The following is a 20595-nucleotide window of genomic DNA, read 5'->3' as shown; positions in this document are numbered from 1 at the left end:
GAACACACATAAAAATAAATCAACACACTGATTTTAAACAAAATATACTTTACATTTAAGAATACCAACACAATGATTTAGCATAAAATAAAACCATACACGACCTTTTGCCTATACATTCCTAAGTAAAAGCTGATCTACTCTGCTCCTTCACTATTCATTTGCTTTAACAAAAGCCGTATTAATAAATAAGCAACGAGTAACAGGAGGGACTATGTCAGTAACCCCAAAGGGTAACGAGCCAGAAAAAACAAGCGCATCCCACGTAGATGATGCCAACAGCTATCAAAATAAGCATAAAGCTAGTTCAGAGTTTAATACCCGCGACGAATACCTAGAGCACGAGCTGCAAATTATGCAGCCTAAGCGCTGGCGGCCTAATTTACCATTTAGAGACTACCGCTTTGAATTTGAAGACACGATTCCTGCCATGGCGGGCACCATTGGTAAAGTCGTTATGGTGGGTGCTATTGCCGCTACTTTTGCAGCGCCACTAGGTTTAAGCGATGCGTTTGTGTTAGAAAACGTACGCTATGAATTACTGATTGTTTCTATTTTTATTATTTTGTTTTCGGGCTTTATTTTACCCACCGCTAACTTAGCAGGTACTCATGGGCCACTTATTCCTCTTATTCCTATTGTGGTTGCCGCTGGTGGCCACCCTATGGCGTTTGGCTTACTGATTGGTGCCTTTGGCTTTATTTTAGCCATAACCAAAGGAGGGAGCTTGCTGGCACGCTTAACGAGTAAAGGCGTGTGCGGGGGCTTACTTATATATTTAGGCTTTATTGGCACAATTTCGCAGGTTAAAAAGCTGTTTGCATGGGCTGAGGCCATTGATATGGCGCACATTGCATTTATTGTTATTTTGGCGACCATTTTATTGTATGCGTTACTTGAGCACTTTAAAAAGCGCTGGTTGGCTGTGCCGCTTAGCTGCCTTATTGGCGGTGTGGTTGCATTTGCACTCGGTGCGCCGTTTGAATTTAATACTGCGCCGGGCTTACCAAATATGAACCCAGCTTATTGGTGGGGCGAAAACACAGGCTGGATGCTTGGCTTACCTACGCTTGAAAGCTTTGTGGTTGTGCTGCCGTTTGCGGTATTGGCTGTGGCTATGTGGTCACCGGATTTTTTAGGGCATCAAGTATTTCAAAAAATTAGTTACCCGCAACGCACTGAAAAAGTTCAAATGAACATAGACGACACCATGCTAAGCGCATCGGTTAGACAAACCTTTGGCTCGCTGGCCGGTGGTGCTAACTTTACCTCATCGTGGGGGACTTACATTGTCCCTGCCGCTATTGCTAAACGCCCTATCCCGGCGGGCGCCATTTTAACAGCCGTATTTTGTATTATTGCGGGTTTATGGGGCTACCCAATGGATTTAGCCATTTGGCAACCTGTGCTGTGTGTTGCGCTTATTGTAGGTGTGTTTATTCCGCTGCTTGAGGCGGGTATGGAAATGACACGCGAAGGTAAAACAACGCAATCGGCCGCTATTGTTGTATTTGCGTCAAGCTTGGTTAACCCTGCTTTTGGTTGGTCACTGACTATGCTGCTTGATAACTTAGGCTTAATTGGCTGTAAAGAGCGCAGTGCTAATTTAACTAAAATGAGCCGTTGGGTTATTCCGCTCATTATGTTTGTTATTTTAACTACCGTTATGGCTATTGTTGGTATGCTGCCAGGCATACCTGCGCTAATGGCAGATTTTAGACATTAATAATTAGAAAACTTAAACATAAAAAAAGCGCGGCTTATACTCAGCCGCGCTTTGTTTTCATATGTAATTAATAGCTTTTCGTTACTGCCAAGGGCGCTCAGCAGCAAGTTGTTTTTCAAACGCATCAATTTGTGGATTTAGCGTTTCGGTCACACCAATAAAATCTAAGCCACTTAATAAACGCTCTTTTACGTCTTTACGAATATCAAAGCTAATTGGCGCAAACTTATCGCTTGTTAGTGTTTGGTTTTCAAGATCGATTTGAATGTTTATATCGTCGTGTTGCTCACTAAGTACAAACAATTGCTCAAGCGTATCAGCCGGTAGCGCAATGGCTAACATTTGGTTGTTGCCACAGTTATTAAAGAAAATATCAGCAAAGCTTTCCGCTAAAATTACTTCAAAACCATATTGCTTAAGTGCCCACGGTGCATGCTCGCGTGATGAGCCACAACCAAAGTTGTCGCGGGTTAATAATATTTGCGCGCCTTGGTAGCATGGGCGGTTTAAAATAAAATCAGGATTTGGTTCACCGTTTTCTAGGTAACGCCAATCGTAAAACAGTGCTGCATCAAAACCATCACGGCTAGTTGATGTTAAAAACTGCTTAGGAATAATTTGGTCTGTATCTACATTGTTTTTATCAAGTGGGGCCATTAAGCCACTAAAAAATACGCTCATTAGGCTTCTCCTCTTATATCAACAAAGTGACCATGTATTGCAGCAGCGGCTGCCATTGCAGGGCTCACTAAATGCGTGCGCCCGCCACGACCTTGGCGGCCTTCAAAGTTACGGTTAGACGTAGATGCACAACGTTTGCCCGCCTCTAAGCGGTCGTCGTTCATTGCTAAACACATTGAACAGCCCGGCTCGCGCCACTCAAAACCTGCCGCTTTAAAAATATCTGCTAAGCCTTCGTCTTCGGCTTGCTTTTTAACAAGGCCAGAGCCCGGTACGATAAGTGCTTCAATGCCAGCTACAACCTGCTTGCCTTCAACAATTTTTGCCGCTGCACGTAAATCTTCGATACGGCTATTTGTACATGAGCCAATAAAGACCGTATCTACTTTTGCGCTTGATAATTTATCGCCCGCTTTTAAGTCCATGTATCTAAGTGCGCTGCGAATAGCATCGGCTTTAATTAAATCTGGTTCTTGGTCAGGATCTGGTATGCATTCATCAACGCCAATTACTTGCTCTGGGCTTGTACCCCACGTAATTTGCGGCTGAATGTCGTCAGCTTCAAGCTCAACACTCAAGTCAAACTCTGCGCCTTCATCTGATTTTAAGGTTTCCCAGTATTCAACTGCAGCGTCAAAGTCAGCGCCTTTAGGTGCAAATGGGCGACCTTTTAAGTAATCATACGTAATTTGATCTGGTGCTATTAAACCTGCTTTTGCACCCATTTCAATACTCATGTTACATAACGTCATACGGGCTTCCATTGAAAGCGCTTCAATGCCTTCACCACAAAATTCAGCAACATACCCTGTACCGCCAGCTGTACCTAACTTACCAATAACCGCCATAATTAAATCTTTAGAGGTTACTGTTGGGCGAAGCACACCGTTAATTTGAATTTTTAACGATTTTGCCTTTTTTTGCTGTAGCGTTTGCGTTGCTAATACATGCTCAACCTCAGAAGTACCAATACCGTGCGCTAATGCGCCAAACGCGCCATGCGTAGAAGTATGGCTATCACCACATACAATGGTAGTGCCAGGCAGGGTAATACCTTGTTCAGGCCCCATTACATGCACTATGCCTTGGTTAATTGAGTTTAAATCGTAAAGTACAATGCCAAACTCTTTACAGTTAGCATCAAGTGCCATTAACTGGTTTTTAGATACTTCGCTTGCGGCATCAAGTGATCGGCTTTTAGTCGATACGTTATGATCCATTGTTGCAAAGGTTTTTTCTGGGCAACGTACCGTACGGTTTTTTTCACGTAGGCCTGCAAAAGCCTGCGGTGATGTCACCTCGTGTACTAAATGACGGTCAATATAAAGTAAATCAGTTTGCTCGTTTATGCTGGCAACGGTATGTGCTTGCCAAATTTTGTCGTATAACGTTTGGGCCACTTGCTAATTCCCTACTTTGTTAAGTCGCAGCATAACGGTGCTGCGATTTATATATTAAATACGTGAAACGATGGCAGCTGCCACATCGCTTGTGCTGTATCCACCTTGTGGGTAGATATCTGGCGTGCCAACGCCTGCTTCTACGGCTTCGGCTACGGCTTTTTCAATAGTGCGCGCTGCTTCGTCTTGGCCTAATGAGTAACGTAGCATAAGTGCGGCACTTAAAATTTGCGCAATCGGGTTTGCAACGCCTTTGCCTGCAATATCTGGCGCGGAGCCACCAGCAGGTTCATACAAACCAAAGCCCGATTGATTCAAGCTTGCCGATGGTAATAAGCCCATTGAGCCTGTGATCATCGCACACTCATCTGACAAAATATCACCAAATAAGTTATCGCAAAGTAGCACGTCAAACTGGCTAGGCTGTTTAACTAATTGCATAGCTGCGTTATCTACGTATATGTAATCTAGGCTTACTTCTGGGTAGTCTTTGCTTACTTCGGTAACGACTTCACGCCATAATACGCTTGATGCAAGCACGTTTGCTTTATCAACCGACGTTACATGGTTACTACGTAATTTTGCTGCCTCAAAGGCAAAGCGGGCAATGCGTTCAATTTCTTTACGCGAGTAAGTTTGTGTATCAAATGCAGCTTCTTCAGCGCCTTCGCCGCTTCGGCCTTTTTCACCAAAGTAAATGCCGCCTGTAAGCTCGCGTACGCATAAAATATCAAAGCCTTTTTCGCTAATATCTGCACGTAATGGCGATGCTGCGCTAAGCGCCGGTAAAAGCTGTGCTGGGCGTAAGTTACAAAACAAACCAAAGTGCTTACGAAGCGGTAAAAGCGATGCACGCTCAGGTTGCTCGTTAGGGGGTAGGTTTTCCCATTTTGGGCCACCTACCGAGCCAAATAAAATGGCATCGGCGTTTTCACACGCGCTTAGCGTTTTTGGTGGTAATGCTTCACCAAATTCGTCAATGGCTGCGCCACCAATAGCATGATGCTGACGGTTCAGGGTAAAACCAAACTTATTGCTTACAGCATCAAGTACTTGCTCTGCTGCTGCCATTACTTCTGGGCCAATACCGTCGCCTGCTAATACGGCAACGCTGTAGTTTGTTTTACTCATCCTGCTTTCCTTTGTTGTTTTAAATCAGACACTTTTTGTGCACGATAAATTAAGTTGTAAACACGGATCATGGCGCGTACCGACGCCTCTACCACATCCGCAGCAATACCCGCACCGTGATAAGGGCGGCCATCGTATTTAGCAATAATGTTTACTTGACCAAGCGAGCTTGCGCCTTGGCCAGTGGCTTCTAAATTGTATTCAATCATTTCAACGCTCATACCAGTTAAACGCTCAATAGCCGCAAATGAGGCTTCAACAGGGCCATTACCTGTAGCAGCTTCTTGTTTTGCTTCGCCATCAATTAACATCCCAATGGTAGAGCTGGCTACCGACTGTGAGTTAGACGCTGAGTTTACAAACTCTAATTGGTATTTTTCGTCTTTGTCGTTAATTTGATTAAAGTAAATCATGGCTTCAAGGTCGTAATCGTATACGGTACCTTTTTGATCAGCTAACGCTAAAAAGCTCTCGTATAAGCTGTCCATATCGTAGTCAGCTTTTTGATAACCTAACTCTTCTAAGCGGTGCTCAATAACATGACGACCCGAACGTGAGGTCATATTTAATTGGTTATTTGGCACACCGACGCTTTCTGGCGACATAATCTCATAAGTATTTTGCGCTTTTAATACGCCATCTTGGTGAATGCCCGAGCTATGTGCAAAGGCGTTTTCGCCCACAATGGCTTTATTTGGCTGTACCGGCATATTGCATATTTTTGCCACTTGGCGAGATGCGCGATAAATTTCTTCGCTTTTAATATCGGTGTGTACGTTTAAGTGGTCTTTGCGCATTTTCATGATCATCGCCACTTCTTCAAGCGAGCAGTTACCCGCACGCTCACCAATACCATTTATTGTACATTCAATTTGGCGAGCACCGGCTTGTACCGCGGCTACCGAGTTAGCTACAGCTAAACCTAAATCGTTATGACAATGTACACTTAAACGCGCTTTATCTATATTCGGCACGTTATTCATTAAATGGCGGATCATTGCGGCGTATTCGTCTGGCGTTACAAAGCCAACGGTATCAGGTAAATTAATAGTAGAGGCACCGGCGTTAATTGCCTGCTCAACAATTTTACATAAATCCCAGTGCGGCGTACGCCCGGCATCTTCACACGAAAACTCAACATCATCAGTGTAGTTACGCGCTAATTTAATTGATTTAACCGCCATGGCCGTTGCATCGTCTAGGCTCATACGTAATTTGTGTTCAAGGTGCAAAGGGCTTGTGGCAATAAAAGTATGAATACGGCTTTGCTGTGCTGTGCGAAGCGCCTCACCACAGGCTTCAATGTCTTTTGCTACTGAACGTGCTAAACCACAAATAATTGGGCCTTTAACCTCGGTTGCAATACGTTGCACCGAGCGAAAATCAGCGGGGCTCGAAACCGGAAAACCCACTTCCATCACATCCACGTTCAAGCGGCTAATAGTATGCGCTAGCTGAATTTTATCGTCTTCTGTAAGGCTTGCTTTAAGTGCCTGCTCGCCATCACGTAAGGTGGTATCAAAAATCCATACTTTATCTTTGTCTTGCATAACTGCCCCTCATTCCTCTGTTACCCAAATTTCAATTTATCCCAGCCGCGAGATAATAAAAAACCCCGCAATTGCGGGGTTTTTAGTGTTTAACTCGATGCAAACACACTAATCCCCGCTCACTGACCATAGCAGTAAGAGGTTAAGTTTTAGTGTAATTAAACGAATATTTTGCATCTTGTTTCTTGTGTGTGTGTTCAGTGAGGCCTATTTTTAACATTACAAAGCAGTTGGTGCAAGCATAAATATTCCAAACAAAGGAATAAAAACCCCACATTGAAGGAATTTATATACCTAAAAATAGCATATTCAGGTTTTATAAATCACACGGATACACTTTTTAGCTTAAATTAATGTGTTGAGTAAACTTGCGTGCTTAGATTAACTTATTGCTAATTTTTTAAGCTAACCTGATTATTTGTTTCCCGAATATAATGACCTGCACCGCGGGTAATATAACGTAGCTGCCAAATAACCCGCTCAATGAGTTCTTCGCGTTGTTGACCTTCTATATCGAGTGCTTCAGCGCCGGCATTAAATACTAGTGTTACCATGGCTTCGGCCTGAATATAAGCATGAATTGAATCACACTTGGTTTCGCTTTCTAAATAATGCGCAAGCTCTAAAATAAAGTGTTTTACCTCACGCGCTACGGCGGCTCTAAAGGCTTTTGAGGTGCCTGAACGTTCTCGCAGCAGTAATCTAAATTGGTTGCTTGAGTTATCAATAAACTCCATAAAGGTAACAACCGAGGTATTTATCACGCTACCACCACTGGCTATACGTCTGCGAGCTTGGCGCATAAGCTGGCGAAGGGTTAAGCCTGCTTCGTCGACCATGGTTAAACCTAGCTCGTTCATATCTTTAAAGTGGCGATAAAAAGAGGTGGGGGCAATACCGGCTTCGCGGGCAACTTCGCGTAAGCTTAAATTAGAAAAACTATGATCAGCACTAAGCTGATTAAATGCCGCCTCAATTAAGGCTTGTCGTGTTTTTTGTTTCTGTTGTGCTCTAACACCCGACATCCACAGCTCCCTGAGTAATTTTATATGAAGTTTTAATGATAATTAGCCGAATTGTCTAGTCTAATACTTGACGCCAAGAGTTTGAAACACTATTTTAGCTTACAGTTGTACGCTGAGAGTAAAAACGATGAATAAACCACCGATTATTTGGACAAACGTCCTATTTTTTAGCCTAACCTTTTTGGCGGCTGTCACACTTGTACCTTGGTACGGCATTAGTTACGGATTTACCAGCGCGCATTGGATTGCATTTGTAGGCTGTATGTTTTACGCAGGCCTATCTATCACTGCCGGATACCACCGATTATGGGCGCATAAAGCCTATAACGTACACCCTGCAATAGAATTTATTTTTGCTCTTGGTGGCGCATTTGCTTTGCAAAACAGTGCGTTGCACTGGAGTAGCGATCATCGTATACACCACGGCCAAGTAGATGACCCAGTAAAAGACCCTTACGCCGCAACTAACGGCTTTTGGTACAGCCATATTGGCTGGATGCTACGTGATTACCAAGGCGACAGTTATAACGATTACAGTAATTGTCGCGATTTACAGCGCAATAAAATTGTTATGTGGCAACATAAACACTACTTAAAGCTTGTTATAGCCATGAATGTCGGTTTACCGCTTGTGCTTGGTTTATTAGTAGGCGATGTGTGGGGTATGCTACTACTTGCAGGTTTATTACGCTTAGTATTGAGCCAGCACTTTACCTTTTTCATTAATTCATTGGCTCATATTTGGGGCTCACGCCCATACACTGAGAAAAACACTGCACGCGATAATGGCTTTTTAGCGTTATTTACTTATGGCGAGGGTTACCATAACTTCCACCATATTTTTGCAAGCGATTACCGTAACGGTATTAAGTGGTTTCATTACGACCCAACAAAATGGATGATTCGCTCTTTAGCAGCGCTCGGTTTAGCCAGTAAATTAAAGCGCACCCCGGTTGAGCGCATAGAAAAAGCCAAAGCCGAAACGCTAATGAGTAAAACGCAAACGCGCCTTTCAAAATTGCCTTTAGCGCAAGATAAGCTTACATTATTACAACAAGAGTACGATTTACTGCTGAAAAAGCTGCAAAATTACTGTTCACTACAAAAACAAGTGTTAGAAGCTAAAAAAAATAACATGGCAAAGCAGTGTGAACAATCAGCATTAATGACACAATACCATGAGCTGGAAGCCGCCTGGGAAAATCAAAAACAGGCATGGCTAGCACTTAATGCGAGGTTATTAAAAGCCTCTTTTAATTAATTTAGGAGTGGCTGTGGCCAAACAACCAGAACAAAAAAAAGCACCCGTAGTTTACCAATATGACGCAATAATTATTGGTACGGGCCCTGGCGGTGAAGGCACCGCCATGAACCTATCTAAAAACGATAAAAAAGTAGCGGTTATTGAGCGCCAACAAGCGGTTGGCGGTGGCTGTGTACATTGGGGAACAATTCCTTCAAAAGCATTACGCCACTCGGTTAGCCGCTATATTGAATACAAAGCAAACCCACTTTTTAATGTTGGCGAGCGCCCTAGCCGCTTAACGTTTCCTGATATTTTAAGCCATGCAAGCTCTGTTATTTCTAAGCAGTCAAACTTACGTAGCAGCTTTTACGACCGTAACCGCATTCATATGTACCAAGGCGATGCGAGCTTTGTAGATAAACACACGGTTGAAATTAAGCGCCTTGATGGCTCAGCAGAGCGTATTACCGCTAAAACCATTGTAATTGCTACTGGCTCACGCCCATACCGCCCACCTGAGGTCGACTTTAGCCATTCACGTATTTACGACAGCGATACTATTTTAGGCCTAGAGCACGACCCACAACGTGTACTTATATACGGTGCGGGTGTTATTGGCTGTGAATACGCTTCAATCTTTAAAGGCTTAGGCGCTAAGGTAGATTTAGTAAACACACGCGACCGCTTATTAGCCTTTATGGATGCAGAAATTTCTGACGCGCTTAGCTACCACTTTTGGAACAGCGGTATTGTTATTCGTCATAACGAAGAGTTTGACCGTATAGAAACGCGCTCAGATTGCGTTGTAATGCATTTAAAATCGGGCAAGCGTGTAAAAGCCGACTGTATTTTATTTGCTAACGGGCGCACAGGTAATACCGATACGCTAAACCTTGAAGCTATTGGTTTAAAAGCCGATGGTCGAGGCCAACTTAAAGTCAACGAAATGTACCAAACTGAGGTAGACAACGTTTACGCAGTAGGTGATGTAATTGGCTACCCAAGCTTAGCGAGTGCAGCATTTGATCAAGGCCGTATAGCTGCCGATGCTATTGCCTGCGGTAATTGCGAAGATAAGCTAATTATAGATATACCGGCCGGTATTTATACCATTCCTGAAATGAGTTCGGTAGGTAAAACAGAGCAACAGCTAACCGCTGCAAAAGTACCGTATGAAGTTGGTCGTGCTCAGTTTAAGCACTTAGCTCGTGCGCAAATTGCGGGTACAGAAGTTGGTAGTTTAAAAATATTGTTTCACAGTGAAACAAAAGAAGTACTTGGCGTGCATTGCTTTGGTGAGCGTGCCTCAGAAATTGTTCACATTGGCCAAGCCATTATGGAACAAAAAGGGGCAGGCAACACCGTTGACTACTTTGTAAATACCACATTTAACTACCCAACGATGGCAGAAGCCTACCGTGTTGCGGCGTTAAATGGATTAAATAGGTTATTTACTTAACCCGATTACTACACAGCAAAAAGCCCGCTAATTAGCGGGCTTTTTAATAGCTATTAATACTACGGTTGTTATTTGTGGTATTGCGCGCTTAGCTCATGTACTGCATTAATAAATACACCGGCGTTTTCTGGGTCTACATCTGGTGTAATACCGTGGCCTAGGTTAAATACGTGGCCATCACCTGTGCCAAAGTCTTCTAAAATAGTGCCTACTTCCTGGCGGATACGATCAGGCGTACCGTGAAGCATTGACGGGTCCATATTACCTTGCAATGCAACTTTATCGCCTACACGGCGTTTAGCGTCGCCAATATTAATAGTCCAATCAAGACCTACTGCATCACAGCCTGTTGCTGCAATTGCTTCAATCCACTGGCCACCATTTTTGGTAAATAGCGTTACCGGCACTTTACGGCCGTCGTATTCGCGAATTAAACCATCAACAATTTTATGCATGTATTGCAGTGAGAATTCGTTGTAATCGCGCGGGCTTAATACGCCGCCCCACGAGTCAAATACCATTAACGATTGCGCACCAGCTTTTACTTGCGCGTTTAAGTAATCAATGACTGAATCAGCTAGTTTATCTAGTAATAAATGTAGTGTTTGCGGCTCTGCAAACGCCATTTTTTTAATTTTACCAAATACTTTACTGCTTCCACCTTCAACCATGTAAGTTGCTAGTGTCCACGGTGAACCCGAAAAGCCAATTAGTGGCACTTCGCCTTTAAGTTCTCGGCGAATAGTACTTACTGCGTTCATTACATAGCCAAGCTCGTCAGTTGGGTCTAGCTTAGGAATCTTTTTAACATCAGCAAGTGACGAAATAGGGTTTTCAAATTTAGGGCCTTCACCGGTTTCAAAGTACAAACCTAAACCCATAGCATCGGGAATAGTTAAAATGTCACTAAATAAAATAGCAGCATCTAACGGGTAACGGCGAAGGGGTTGTAGTGTTACTTCACACGCAAGCTCAGCATTACGGCACAGGCTCATAAAATCGCCCGCTTGTGCACGTGTAGCACGGTACTCTGGTAAATAGCGTCCTGCTTGGCGCATCATCCATACCGGTGTTACATCAACGGGTTGTTTTGCAAGTGCACGTAAATAACGGTCGTTTTTTAATTCGCTCATAGCGTAAATAATCCTGAGGCTTATAGAAATTGTTCAAGATTGTACCACCATATTCTCCGGCTCTCTATCGCTAAGCTCGTAAAACATGTGTTACAGCTAACAGAACCTAGTTTGTTGCTTATTTAGTCACGTTTGAGTGTTAAATAACCAAAAAGAACTAACAATAAAAACTTTTTGTTAATATGTTTGCAACATAACAAAAACCTTGGTATTGTTTGTCCCGCGTTAACAAGAACAATAATAAAAATCTTAAACAACAATAACAAAAATATTTATAATAAAAATAACAAAAATCTTCTATAACAATAAGAAAGCTTGTATTAACAGGCCAAAACAAGAAATTAAGCCACCTTAACCGGTGGTTTTTTCTTGTCTGCAATAAAATAATAATTTACCTACAATAAATACACACATGCACCAGCTCATACCTTTTACTTGTTGATATACACTTAAATAAAATATATCTTGATGTATAAGAAAATTTAAATTTAACCATAAAAGTGACCCAGCTTAGGAGAACAGTAATGCTGACGCGCGTAGAGAAAGCTCAACGAAAATGGGGTGGTAGCCATACTGTCATTGATAAATGGTTAAACGAGCGCCAAGAGTTAATTGTACTTTATTGTAAAATGGCTGGGTTTTCGCCATACGACAAAAAAGATCACGCCTTACCAGAGCCAGAACAAATTCAATCATTTTGCCAAATTTTAATGGATTACTTATCTGCCGGCCATTTTGAAGTGTACGATGACATTGCAAAAGCCTGTGAAAGCAAAGGCCTTGAAAGCCAAGAGCTGGCAAATACAATTTACCCGCGCATTTCTAGCACAACAGATATTGCTTTAGATTTTAACGATAAATACGCAGAAGTAGATAAAGAGGACTTATTAGCAGAGTTTGATAACGATTTGTCGGTACTTGGCGAAACGTTAGAAGCGCGTTTTGAACTAGAAGATGAGCTAATAGATAATTTATTTTCTAACCACACAGATTAATAAAATAGCCAACAAAAAAGGGACCGTTATGGTCCCTTTTTGCGTTATAAGCTACCGCTTATTGCGCAGGTGCTTCGTCATCTTGTATTTCAAGTAGTTCTACTTCAAAAACAAGCGTTGAGTTAGCTGGAATTTTACCTAGGTCACGATCGCCGTAAGCAAGTTCAGAAGGAATAGTGAACTTGTACTTAGACCCTACTGACATAAGCTGTAAACCTTCAGTCCAACCCGCAATTACACGGTTAAGAGGGAAAGTAGTTGGCTCGTTACGCGCATAAGAGCTATCAAACTCAGTGCCGTCTAATAAAGTACCTTTGTAATGTACTTTAACTACGTCTGTTGCTGCTGGCTTTTCGCCTTCGCCTTCGCTAAGTACTTCGTACTGTAGACCTGACTCAGTTACTGTTACGCCTTCTTTTTTAGCATTTTCTTCTAGGTATTTTTTACCTGCTTCTTTGCTTTTTTCAGACTCAACTTTAGCTTTAGCTTCTTGCTTTGCACGCACTGATGTATCTAGCTCAGTTAGCACTTCACGGATTTTTTCTTCATCGATTTTTGCATTACCAGCAAGCGCGTCTTCAAAACCACGAATTAATAGTGCTTGGTCTAGTTCAATACCAATCTCTGACTTATCAGCTAGGTCTTTATTTAAAAAGTTACCTACTGATGCACCAATACCGTATGCTTGTTGCTGCTCTACAGTGTCTAATTTAACTTCAGCTTGTTCTTGTTTTGCTTCTTGATTACAAGCTGTAAGCGCTAAAACCGACGCTGCAATCAATGACAATCTAATCGTCTTTTTCATTTTAAATCTCCGACACACTTTGCAGTTGTCATTTATTGTATTATTACTAGTTAAAGATTAACGGCCTACATGATAGGCTGCTTGTTTAATAACTAACTAAATTAAAACCTAACCTATTATAGTGATTAGACAAACACCCTAGGCCTTCAACGTGACCTAGTCTAACCTCTCAGTCACTAAGAGTTAAGAGGAAATACCTGTAATATGTCGATATTTCGTACTTTTTTAATCGCTTTTAGCTGTTTATTAGCCCTAGCTTGTAGCGATCAAAAACAGCAAGCTGCACAACGCTTTGAACACGCAGCACAGGGTGCGTTTTCCTCGGCAGTATCTAACGATGGTAAATACAGCCTAGTCTCCTCCATTCACCATGGGGTCGCCCTGTGGGATAATCAACAGCAGGTGCTAAAATATCAATGGTTTCAACAGCAATCACAAGAAAGCCTAGTGTATGCTGTGGCTATTGCCTTTGATAATAGCGTGGCCGTTACCGCAGAAAAAACCACCTTTGCCGTGTGGGATATTAGCAGCGGCGAAAACCGCGGCTATTATAAAATTCAACAAGCCACTATTCGCGATATTGCGATAAGTAACCAAGGCCGCAGTGTTTTATACGGCAGAAGCGACGGCGTAGTGGTATTTTTAAACCTAGAAACCGGACGCCGCATTGAGTTTTTAGGCCACCAAGACAAAGTAAACACCGTTGATTTATCGCCTAATGGACGCTATGCCTTAAGCGGCTCAAACGATTACGTTGCTTATTTTTGGGATACACGTACAGGGCAAGTAATTCATCGCTTTAATCACCCGACGCGTGTTACCCAAGTAACCCTAGACCCACAAGGTCGCTACGCATTTACCGCAGATAGTATGAAGCAAGCACATGTATGGAAGCTGACTACAGGTGATCTTGTGAGTAAACTGGCGTATATTGCGCGTCAGAAAATTTTTACTGCGGTACGCTTTAACGAACAAGGCACATTGCTGGCCACAGGCTCGCCCAATAAGCGCGTTGACTTATGGCAGTTACCCAGCGGAGAAAAAATTCAAACTTGGCAAGTCACACCACGTGAAGGCAGTAAGCCTAAATCGGCTGTGGTGCTAGATGTAACGTTTATAGATAACGGCAAGTCGTTGTTAACCGAGAGCTCGAGCGGAATTGCAGAGCACTTTACAATACGAGAAGCAAATGAACACAATTGAAAATCGTTTAATGGAGCTTGAGGCAAAAGTTGCTTTTCAAGACGAAACAATAGAAATATTAAATGACGAGCTAAAAGCACACCAACAGCAGCTTGCAAAAATGAAGCGCCAAACTGAGTTACTAGCAGAAAAACTTAAAGAAGCGCAGCAGCCGTCGCTAATGTCGCAAATGCAAGAGCCGCCTCCGCCACATTACTAAGGTGGGTAAAAAATAAAAACCGGGTTAATCGCCCGGTTTAAATACACCAATTACTTGTTCAAATTGGCGAGTAGATGCCTGAACAGCGTTATCGGGTTGCGCCATTTTGTGGCCACACTCTACACACTCTACTTTTTCAACATCATGTTCTCTGTATAGCATCATGGTATCCATGGCTTTACACTCAGGGCACGATGCACCAGCAATAAATCGCTTCTTTTGTCTCACAACATTTTTCCTGTGGTTTGAACTGCACATATTTTATCGTATAACTTCCTACGTTGATACGCTTGATAAGAGCAATACGTTCTATGGTATGATAGCGCCAACTTAACCAGGGCACAGTAAAGTAACGCATTCATGATCCAAATCTCAGAAATAGAACTACTTCGTGGCGGAAAAGCCTTATTAAAAAATGCCTCGGCTACTTTATTTCCACAGCACAAAGTGGGCTTAGTTGGCGCTAATGGCTGTGGTAAATCTACCTTATTTAGTTTATTAAAATCTGAGCTGCAACTCGATGCGGGTGATTGCAATATACCTAAAGATTGGTCTATTGCCTCTGTAAAACAAGAAACCCCAGCCCTTGAAATAAGCGCCATTGATTATGTACTTCAAGGTCACCCTGAATACTATGCATTGCGCATTGCCCTGCGTGAAGCTGAGCAAACAAACGATGGTGACACCCAAGCCAAAGTACATATTCAGCTTGAAAATATTAAAGGCTACAGCATAGAGTCAAAAGCAGGCGAATTGCTGCACGGCTTAGGCTTTGCTAATCACCAAATAGAAAACCCTGTAAGCGCGTTTTCTGGTGGTTGGCGTATGCGTTTAAACCTTGCACAAGCACTTATTCGCGATGCCGACTTACTATTACTCGATGAGCCTACCAACCACCTTGATTTAGACGCCGTTTACTGGCTTGAGCGCTTTTTACGCGCCTACACAGGCACCTTGGTACTTATATCTCATGACCGCGAGTTTTTAGACGCCGTGGTTGATCAAATTTGGCATGTCGATAAACAGCTTATTAATGTGTACAAAGGTAACTACTCACAGTTTGAACGCCAAAAAGCAGAGCGCTTATTGCAACAACAAGCAATGTTTGAAAAACAACAAGAGCAAATTGCCCATCTTGAGCAGTTTATAACTCGCTTTAAAGCCAAAGCCAGTAAGGCCAAACAGGCACAAAGCCGTGTTAAAGCGCTCGAACGTATGGAAAAACTGGCACCTGCGCATGCCGACTCACCGTTTGACTTTGAATTTTCCGAGCCAACAGCCCTGCCTAACCCGCTAATGACCCTAGATAAAGCAAAAGCAGGTTATGGCGATGTCACTATTTTAAATAATATCGCGCTAAACCTAGTTCCTGGCAGCCGTATTGCGTTACTCGGTCGTAACGGCGCGGGTAAATCAACGCTTATAAAGCTATTAGCGGGCGAGCTTGAGCCGCAAGCAGGTAAAGTGGTTCAGCACCATGGCTTAAATATAGGTTACTTTGCGCAGCACCAACTTGAATCGCTTGATTTAAAAGCAAGCGCAGTGACCCATATTCAACGCTTAAACCCACAGGCCACTGAGCAATCATTACGTGACTTTTTAGGTGGCTTTGCATTTATTGGCGATAAAGCACTTGAACCCGTGGCGCCGTTTTCGGGCGGTGAAAAAGCCCGCTTAGTGCTAGCCATGTTGGTGTATCAAAAACCCAATTTACTACTACTTGATGAGCCAACTAACCACCTTGATTTAGAAATGCGCCACGCGCTAGTGATGGCACTGCAAGGCTTTGAAGGCGCCATGGTTACCGTATCGCACGATCGCCATATGCTTAAAAACACCGCCGATGAATTTTATTTAGTCGATGATGGCAAAGTGACTCAGTTTGGTTACGACTTAGATGCGTATTACCAATGGTTACTCAATGCCAATAAAGAAGCCGCTAAAAGCCAGCAACCTGACGAGCCAAAAGCAAATCCAAGCGTTAATCGTAAAGAGCAAAAGCGCCTAGAAGCTGAGTTTAGAAAAGCCATTCAACCGCTTAAAAAACAAATTGAAAAGCTTGAAAAGCAGCTCGATAAATTTACTGCAGAGCTTAGCGAAGTTGAAGTAGCCCTTGGCGACAACACACTCTACAACGACGACAATAAAGCCCAGTTAAAAGAGCTAATTGCTAAGCAAGCAACGCTTACCCCTAAAGTAAACGACACTGAAGAAGAGCTACTGATGGCGCTTGAAGAAATGGAAGAAAAAGAGCAGGCCTTTGCCGATGAACTTGCTCAATAAAAACGACTTTTGGCAATTTGCCTGCGCTTTGTACGCAAAGCCAGGGCAACAACAAACCTTGCTGGCACTGCAAAACCAGCAGGGTAAAAACGTTAATCTGTGCTTATTTTTGCTGTACTTAGATTCACTTAAACTAAGCATTAATGCCGAGCAGCTCAGTGCGTTAATAGCGTCGATTAATGAGTTTGATACGCAGGCACTTAAGCCTCTGCGTGCCACACGCAAGTATTTAAAAGCCAATCAAGAAAGTATCAGCGACTATGCAAAAATACGCCAAGAGCTATTAAGCGCCGAATTAAAGCTTGAAAAGCAACAACAGCAAATACTGATTGATACAGCGAATAAACTTAGCTTTTTAGAAGCTGTAAAGCCAAACAATATCGAGCTGTATGTGAAAGCCACTTAGGCTGTCAGTTTTTACACCCTCTTCTAAATGTTCATTCTATTTTCTTTGTGCAAAAGATCTTTAAGCCAATTGATTATTCAAAGCCTATAGGCGCTGTAGTAGGAACTGAATAACCCCAAAAACATGATCTACATCAACTTTACTTGGTTACTTTTTCCACGCAGGGGAATAGTTTGATCTCGATCACATTATGCTTTGCAAAGTCACTTTATGATGTCTCCATCAACTGAACGAGGAGATTAATCATGAACGTATTCTTTAGAGACTTTTTTAGCGACCCAGTTTTATTTATGTCTTTTGGGATTTTAGGCGTAGTGATTTCTCTTTGCCTATTTTACGCTTTTTACTTTATTAAAAAAATTAGCGAGGCTGAAGTTCCCGAGCATCATTAAGCACGACGCACAAAGCGCCTACTCAGGTTACTGATTAGGCGCTTTTTATTTTATAAAGCGAAAAATTTGGTACACTAACGTTTCGTTTTTTTCATAGTGCGTAGTACAAACATGATCAATAAGTTTAAACCAGCATGGTGGATGACCAATCGTCACGTTCAAACCATAATGCCGCGTTTTTTCCGTCCATTTCACAATACGTCCTACGAACTTGAGCAACTTGATACGCCCGACGGCGATTTTATTGAACTTGCATGGTCGCTGCCTCATAACGAAAACGCTCCCCTTGCTGTGGTTTTACATGGCCTTGAAGGCAACATAAATAGCTTTTATGCCAAAGGCATGATGAAAGCCTTAAAAAAGCAAGGCTATGCCGTAGTACTTATGCACTTTAGAAACTGCTCAAGTGAAGTTAACCGCTTACCGCGCGCTTATCATAGTGGCGATACCGCCGACTTAGCTTTTTTTATAAATCATTTAAGGGAGCAATTTCCCAGCCGCCCTATTATGGCTGTTGGTTTTTCGTTAGGGGGCAATGTACTGGCTAAATACCTAGGCGAAGAGCGAGAAAACTGCCCATTAAGTGCTGCAGCCGTGGTTTCGGCTCCTTATGATTTATCATCATCAAGCGATGTTATTCGTAAAAGCTTAGGCAAAATTTACCAAAAGTATTTGCTCGATAGAATGAAAAAATCAATGCAGCGTAAATTGCCACAAATTAAGCAGCAAATACCTATTACCTCTGAGCAGTTAATGAAAATTGATGATTTGCTGGAGTTTGATAATCAACTAACTGCTCCACTGCATGGCTTTGAAAACGCACATGATTACTATCGCCAAGCCAGCGCAATGCCTTACTTAAAACATATTGCGATTCCTACGTTAATAATTCATGCCAAGGACGATCCAATGTTGTCGATTAAAGCCGTGCCAAGTAGGCAAGATGTGAGTGAGCATGTTACCCTGAGCGTCTCTGAAAAAGGCGGCCACGTAGGGTTTATTAGCGGTAATAATCCGTTTAGGCCAGTATTTTGGCTTGAACAAGCCGTCCCTCATTATTTTGGCCAGCACGTCCCCACTAAAGCGAGCAGTAAGCAGTTATGATTATCCCTTTTGAACAACTTGATAAAGACACCCTCTACAACCTAATTGAAAGCTACGTGCTTCGTGAAGGCACCGATTATGGTGAGCAAGAAGTGAGTATTCAAAGTAAAGTAGCGCAGGTTAATCAGCAGCTTAGAAATGGTGAAGCGATGGTGTTTTTTTCTGAGCTACATGAGTCGGTCACTATTATTTCAAAAAATGAATTTAAAGCACTGCAAAGCGAAGAGCATGAAGCACAGTCGTTTGATTAGCGCCTAACACTTGTAACTTTTGAGCTGAACGTACACAATGGCTTTTTACCCAAAGAGCCAAAACATGATAAAACTCAGCACTCTAGTGGTAGCCATATCACTAGCTTTAACACCACAAGCCTTTGCAGAGCAAGTAAAAAGCCCGTCAGACAAAGCAGTAAAACTAGCAAAAGACACTATTTTAATCGACACCCATATTGATGTACCTTATCGTATCCACGAAAAATGGGTTGATGTAACTAAAGCCACCGACGGCGGCGACTTTGACTACCCTCGCGCAGTTCAAGGGGGGTTAAACGCCCCTTTTATGTCGATTTATATTCCTGCTCACTTAGAATTTGAAGGCAAAGGTAAAAGCTACCAGCTAGCCAATCAAATGATTGATAGCATGGAAGCCATTGCACAACGTGCCCCTGAAAAATTTGCTATTGCTAGCTCAACAGCGGATATAGAAGCGCAATTTGAGCAAGGTAAACTGTCAATTGCGATGGGCATGGAAAATGGCTCGCCAATTGAAGGAAAAATGGAAAACCTTCAGCACTTTTTTGACCGCGGTGTACGCTACATCACGCTTGCGCACTCGCAAAGCAACCATATTTCTGACTCATCATACGATATTCGCCGTAAATGGAAAGGTTTAAGCCCATTTGGTAAAAAGCTAATTACTGAAATGAACAACGTCGGTATGCTAATTGACGTATCACATATATCAGATGATGCGTTTTATCAGGTAATGGAGCTATCTAAAACGCCGGTTATTGCTTCACACTCTTCACTGCGCAAATACACGCCAGGCTTTGAGCGTAATATGAATGATGACATGTTATTAGCGCTTAAAAAGAATGGCGGGGTTATTCAAATTAACTTTGGCTCAAGCTTTGTAACCTCTAAAGCCGGTGCGTGGTACAAAAACCTTAAAAGTACTAAAGAGACCGTTAAAAAAGAAGGCACTAAGCCAAGTAAAGACTTTGATGCAGCGTACCGCGCTAAAAACCCATTCCCGTTTGCAAGCCTTGAGCAAGTACTTGATCATATTGATCACGTTGTAGAGCTTATTGGCATTGATTACGTGGGCATTGGCTCTGACTACGATGGGGTTGGCGATTCGTTACCGATTGGCTTAAAGGATGTATCTAGCTACCCTAACCTAGTACAAGGCTTAATGGACAGAGGCTACAGCGATTCAGACATTAAAAAGATTTTAAGCGAAAATACGCTAAGGGTTTGGAAGCAAGCCGAAGCATATGCGAAAAAGCACTAAGCTGTAAGCTGTAAGCTGTCAGTTGTCAGTTGTCAGTTGTCAGTTGTCAGTTGTCAAAAAATTTAATTAATAGCACGGCTTAAAGTCGTGCTTTTTTATGTGTTAAGTATAATTTAACACCAAGCGACTAATAGCTGATAGCTGAAAACTAAACACTTTTCTTCAGGCATTAAAAAAGGCCACCGAAGTGACCTCTTTTTAGTATTAATTAGCTAGGCTAATTATTACTCTACGATAGTTGCTACAACACCAGCACCTACAGTACGGCCACCTTCACGGATAGCGAAACGAAGACCTTCGTCCATCGCGATTGGCGCGATTAGAGTTACTGTCATCTTAACGTTA

General features: G+C 42.5%; 20 protein-coding genes and 1 pseudogene. 12 read left to right on the top strand and 9 right to left on the bottom strand.

Features of this window, described 5'->3' with window-relative positions; genetic code table 11:
- The first annotated feature begins 214 nt into the window (after window positions 1-214).
- A complete protein-coding gene (locus tag PSH50_RS18070) occupies window positions 215-1726 on the top strand; it encodes a DUF3360 family protein (RefSeq protein WP_024033931.1) in 1512 nt (503 codons plus the stop codon).
- 81 nt (window positions 1727-1807) lie between these two features.
- Here PSH50_RS18070 and leuD read toward each other — a convergent pair whose 3' ends face one another.
- The 5 genes from leuD to fabR all read right to left on the bottom strand — a co-directional run bounded on the left by leuD (window position 1808) and on the right by fabR (window position 7513).
- Window positions 1808-2407, bottom strand: coding sequence for a 3-isopropylmalate dehydratase small subunit (gene leuD / locus PSH50_RS18065; protein ID WP_004589386.1), 600 nt, complete (start codon window positions 2405-2407; stop codon window positions 1808-1810).
- Window positions 2407-3807 carry a 3-isopropylmalate dehydratase large subunit gene (gene leuC / locus PSH50_RS18060; RefSeq protein ID WP_024033932.1) on the bottom strand — a complete coding sequence of 467 codons (1401 nt, stop codon included), beginning with the start codon at window positions 3805-3807 and terminating at the stop codon, window positions 2407-2409. The genes leuD and leuC overlap by 1 nt, the downstream gene beginning before the upstream one ends.
- A gap of 54 nt (window positions 3808-3861) precedes the next feature.
- Window positions 3862-4938, bottom strand: coding sequence for a 3-isopropylmalate dehydrogenase (gene leuB, locus PSH50_RS18055; protein WP_004589388.1), 1077 nt, complete (start codon window positions 4936-4938; stop codon window positions 3862-3864).
- The gene (gene leuA / locus PSH50_RS18050) at window positions 4935-6488 is read right to left on the bottom strand and encodes a 2-isopropylmalate synthase (RefSeq protein WP_004589389.1); all 1554 of its coding nucleotides are present in this window, start codon (window positions 6486-6488) and stop codon (window positions 4935-4937) included. Before leuA ends, leuB begins: the two co-directional genes overlap by 4 nt.
- 392 nt (window positions 6489-6880) lie before the next feature.
- Window positions 6881-7513, bottom strand: coding sequence for an HTH-type transcriptional repressor FabR (gene fabR / locus PSH50_RS18045; RefSeq protein ID WP_126008557.1), 633 nt, complete (start codon window positions 7511-7513; stop codon window positions 6881-6883).
- Window positions 7514-7640: 127 nt separating this feature from the next.
- Here fabR and PSH50_RS18040 point away from each other — a divergent pair, with 127 nt between their 5' ends.
- Together PSH50_RS18040 and sthA are read left to right on the top strand one after the other, a co-directional pair.
- A complete protein-coding gene (locus tag PSH50_RS18040; protein ID WP_054983308.1) occupies window positions 7641-8774 on the top strand; it encodes a fatty acid desaturase in 1134 nt (377 codons plus the stop codon).
- A gap of 13 nt (window positions 8775-8787) precedes the next feature.
- Complete coding sequence (sthA, locus tag PSH50_RS18035) at window positions 8788-10218, top strand: Si-specific NAD(P)(+) transhydrogenase (RefSeq protein WP_029774151.1); 1431 nt, start codon at window positions 8788-8790, stop codon at window positions 10216-10218.
- Window positions 10219-10286: 68 nt separating this feature from the next.
- Here the strand turns inward: sthA and hemE are convergent, their stop codons facing one another.
- The gene (gene hemE / locus PSH50_RS18030) at window positions 10287-11351 is read right to left on the bottom strand and encodes a uroporphyrinogen decarboxylase (RefSeq protein ID WP_024033935.1); all 1065 of its coding nucleotides are present in this window, start codon (window positions 11349-11351) and stop codon (window positions 10287-10289) included.
- 524 nt (window positions 11352-11875) lie between these two features.
- On the opposite strand from hemE, the gene rsd reads away from it, so the two are divergent.
- Complete coding sequence (gene rsd / locus PSH50_RS18025; RefSeq protein WP_273609953.1) at window positions 11876-12346, top strand: sigma D regulator; 471 nt, start codon at window positions 11876-11878, stop codon at window positions 12344-12346.
- Between the two features lie 58 nt (window positions 12347-12404).
- Here the strand turns inward: rsd and fkpA are convergent, their stop codons facing one another.
- A complete protein-coding gene (gene fkpA, locus PSH50_RS18020; RefSeq protein ID WP_004589617.1) occupies window positions 12405-13151 on the bottom strand; it encodes an FKBP-type peptidyl-prolyl cis-trans isomerase in 747 nt (248 codons plus the stop codon).
- A 204-nt stretch (window positions 13152-13355) separates the two neighbouring features.
- On the opposite strand from fkpA, the gene PSH50_RS18015 reads away from it, so the two are divergent.
- Together PSH50_RS18015 and PSH50_RS18010 are read left to right on the top strand one after the other, a co-directional pair.
- Window positions 13356-14354, top strand: a complete 999-nt coding sequence (locus PSH50_RS18015; protein WP_024033936.1) for a WD40 repeat domain-containing protein — start codon at window positions 13356-13358, stop codon at window positions 14352-14354.
- Window positions 14341-14553 carry a SlyX family protein gene (locus PSH50_RS18010; RefSeq protein ID WP_004589619.1) on the top strand — a complete coding sequence of 71 codons (213 nt, stop codon included), beginning with the start codon at window positions 14341-14343 and terminating at the stop codon, window positions 14551-14553. The genes PSH50_RS18015 and PSH50_RS18010 overlap by 14 nt, the downstream gene beginning before the upstream one ends.
- Window positions 14554-14577: 24 nt before the next feature.
- Here the strand turns inward: PSH50_RS18010 and PSH50_RS18005 are convergent, their stop codons facing one another.
- Complete coding sequence (locus PSH50_RS18005) at window positions 14578-14781, bottom strand: YheV family putative zinc ribbon protein (RefSeq protein WP_004589620.1); 204 nt, start codon at window positions 14779-14781, stop codon at window positions 14578-14580.
- 132 nt (window positions 14782-14913) lie between these two features.
- Between PSH50_RS18005 and PSH50_RS18000 the strand changes: the two genes are divergently transcribed.
- The 6 genes from PSH50_RS18000 (at window position 14914) to PSH50_RS17975 (ending at window position 20250) form a co-directional block, all read left to right on the top strand.
- Entirely contained in the window at window positions 14914-16836 is a 1923-nt protein-coding gene (locus tag PSH50_RS18000) for an ATP-binding cassette domain-containing protein (protein ID WP_055255261.1), read from the top strand.
- Window positions 16820-17242 (top strand): TIGR02444 family protein, encoded by a 423-nt coding sequence (locus PSH50_RS17995; protein WP_055255260.1) that lies wholly within the window; start codon window positions 16820-16822, stop codon window positions 17240-17242. Before PSH50_RS18000 ends, PSH50_RS17995 begins: the two co-directional genes overlap by 17 nt.
- Window positions 17243-17487: 245 nt before the next feature.
- A complete protein-coding gene (locus PSH50_RS17990) occupies window positions 17488-17634 on the top strand; it encodes a hypothetical protein (protein WP_004589623.1) in 147 nt (48 codons plus the stop codon).
- A 111-nt stretch (window positions 17635-17745) separates the two neighbouring features.
- The gene (locus PSH50_RS17985; protein ID WP_024033940.1) at window positions 17746-18738 is read left to right on the top strand and encodes a hydrolase; all 993 of its coding nucleotides are present in this window, start codon (window positions 17746-17748) and stop codon (window positions 18736-18738) included.
- Window positions 18735-18989 (top strand): YheU family protein, encoded by a 255-nt coding sequence (locus tag PSH50_RS17980; RefSeq protein WP_004589625.1) that lies wholly within the window; start codon window positions 18735-18737, stop codon window positions 18987-18989. The genes PSH50_RS17985 and PSH50_RS17980 overlap by 4 nt, the downstream gene beginning before the upstream one ends.
- A 64-nt stretch (window positions 18990-19053) precedes the next feature.
- Window positions 19054-20250, top strand: coding sequence for a dipeptidase (locus tag PSH50_RS17975; RefSeq protein ID WP_273609952.1), 1197 nt, complete (start codon window positions 19054-19056; stop codon window positions 20248-20250).
- 224 nt (window positions 20251-20474) lie between these two features.
- On the opposite strand, the pseudogene PSH50_RS17970 reads toward PSH50_RS17975, so the two are convergent.
- Window positions 20475-20595 (bottom strand): annotated as a pseudogene (locus PSH50_RS17970) (elongation factor Tu); the annotation flags it as partial.

The organism is Pseudoalteromonas sp. Angola-7 (assembly GCF_028599255.1).
In the GTDB taxonomy this organism is placed as follows: Bacteria; Pseudomonadota; Gammaproteobacteria; order Enterobacterales; family Alteromonadaceae; genus Pseudoalteromonas; species Pseudoalteromonas atlantica.
This window is presented reverse-complemented; position numbering and strand designations above follow the sequence as displayed.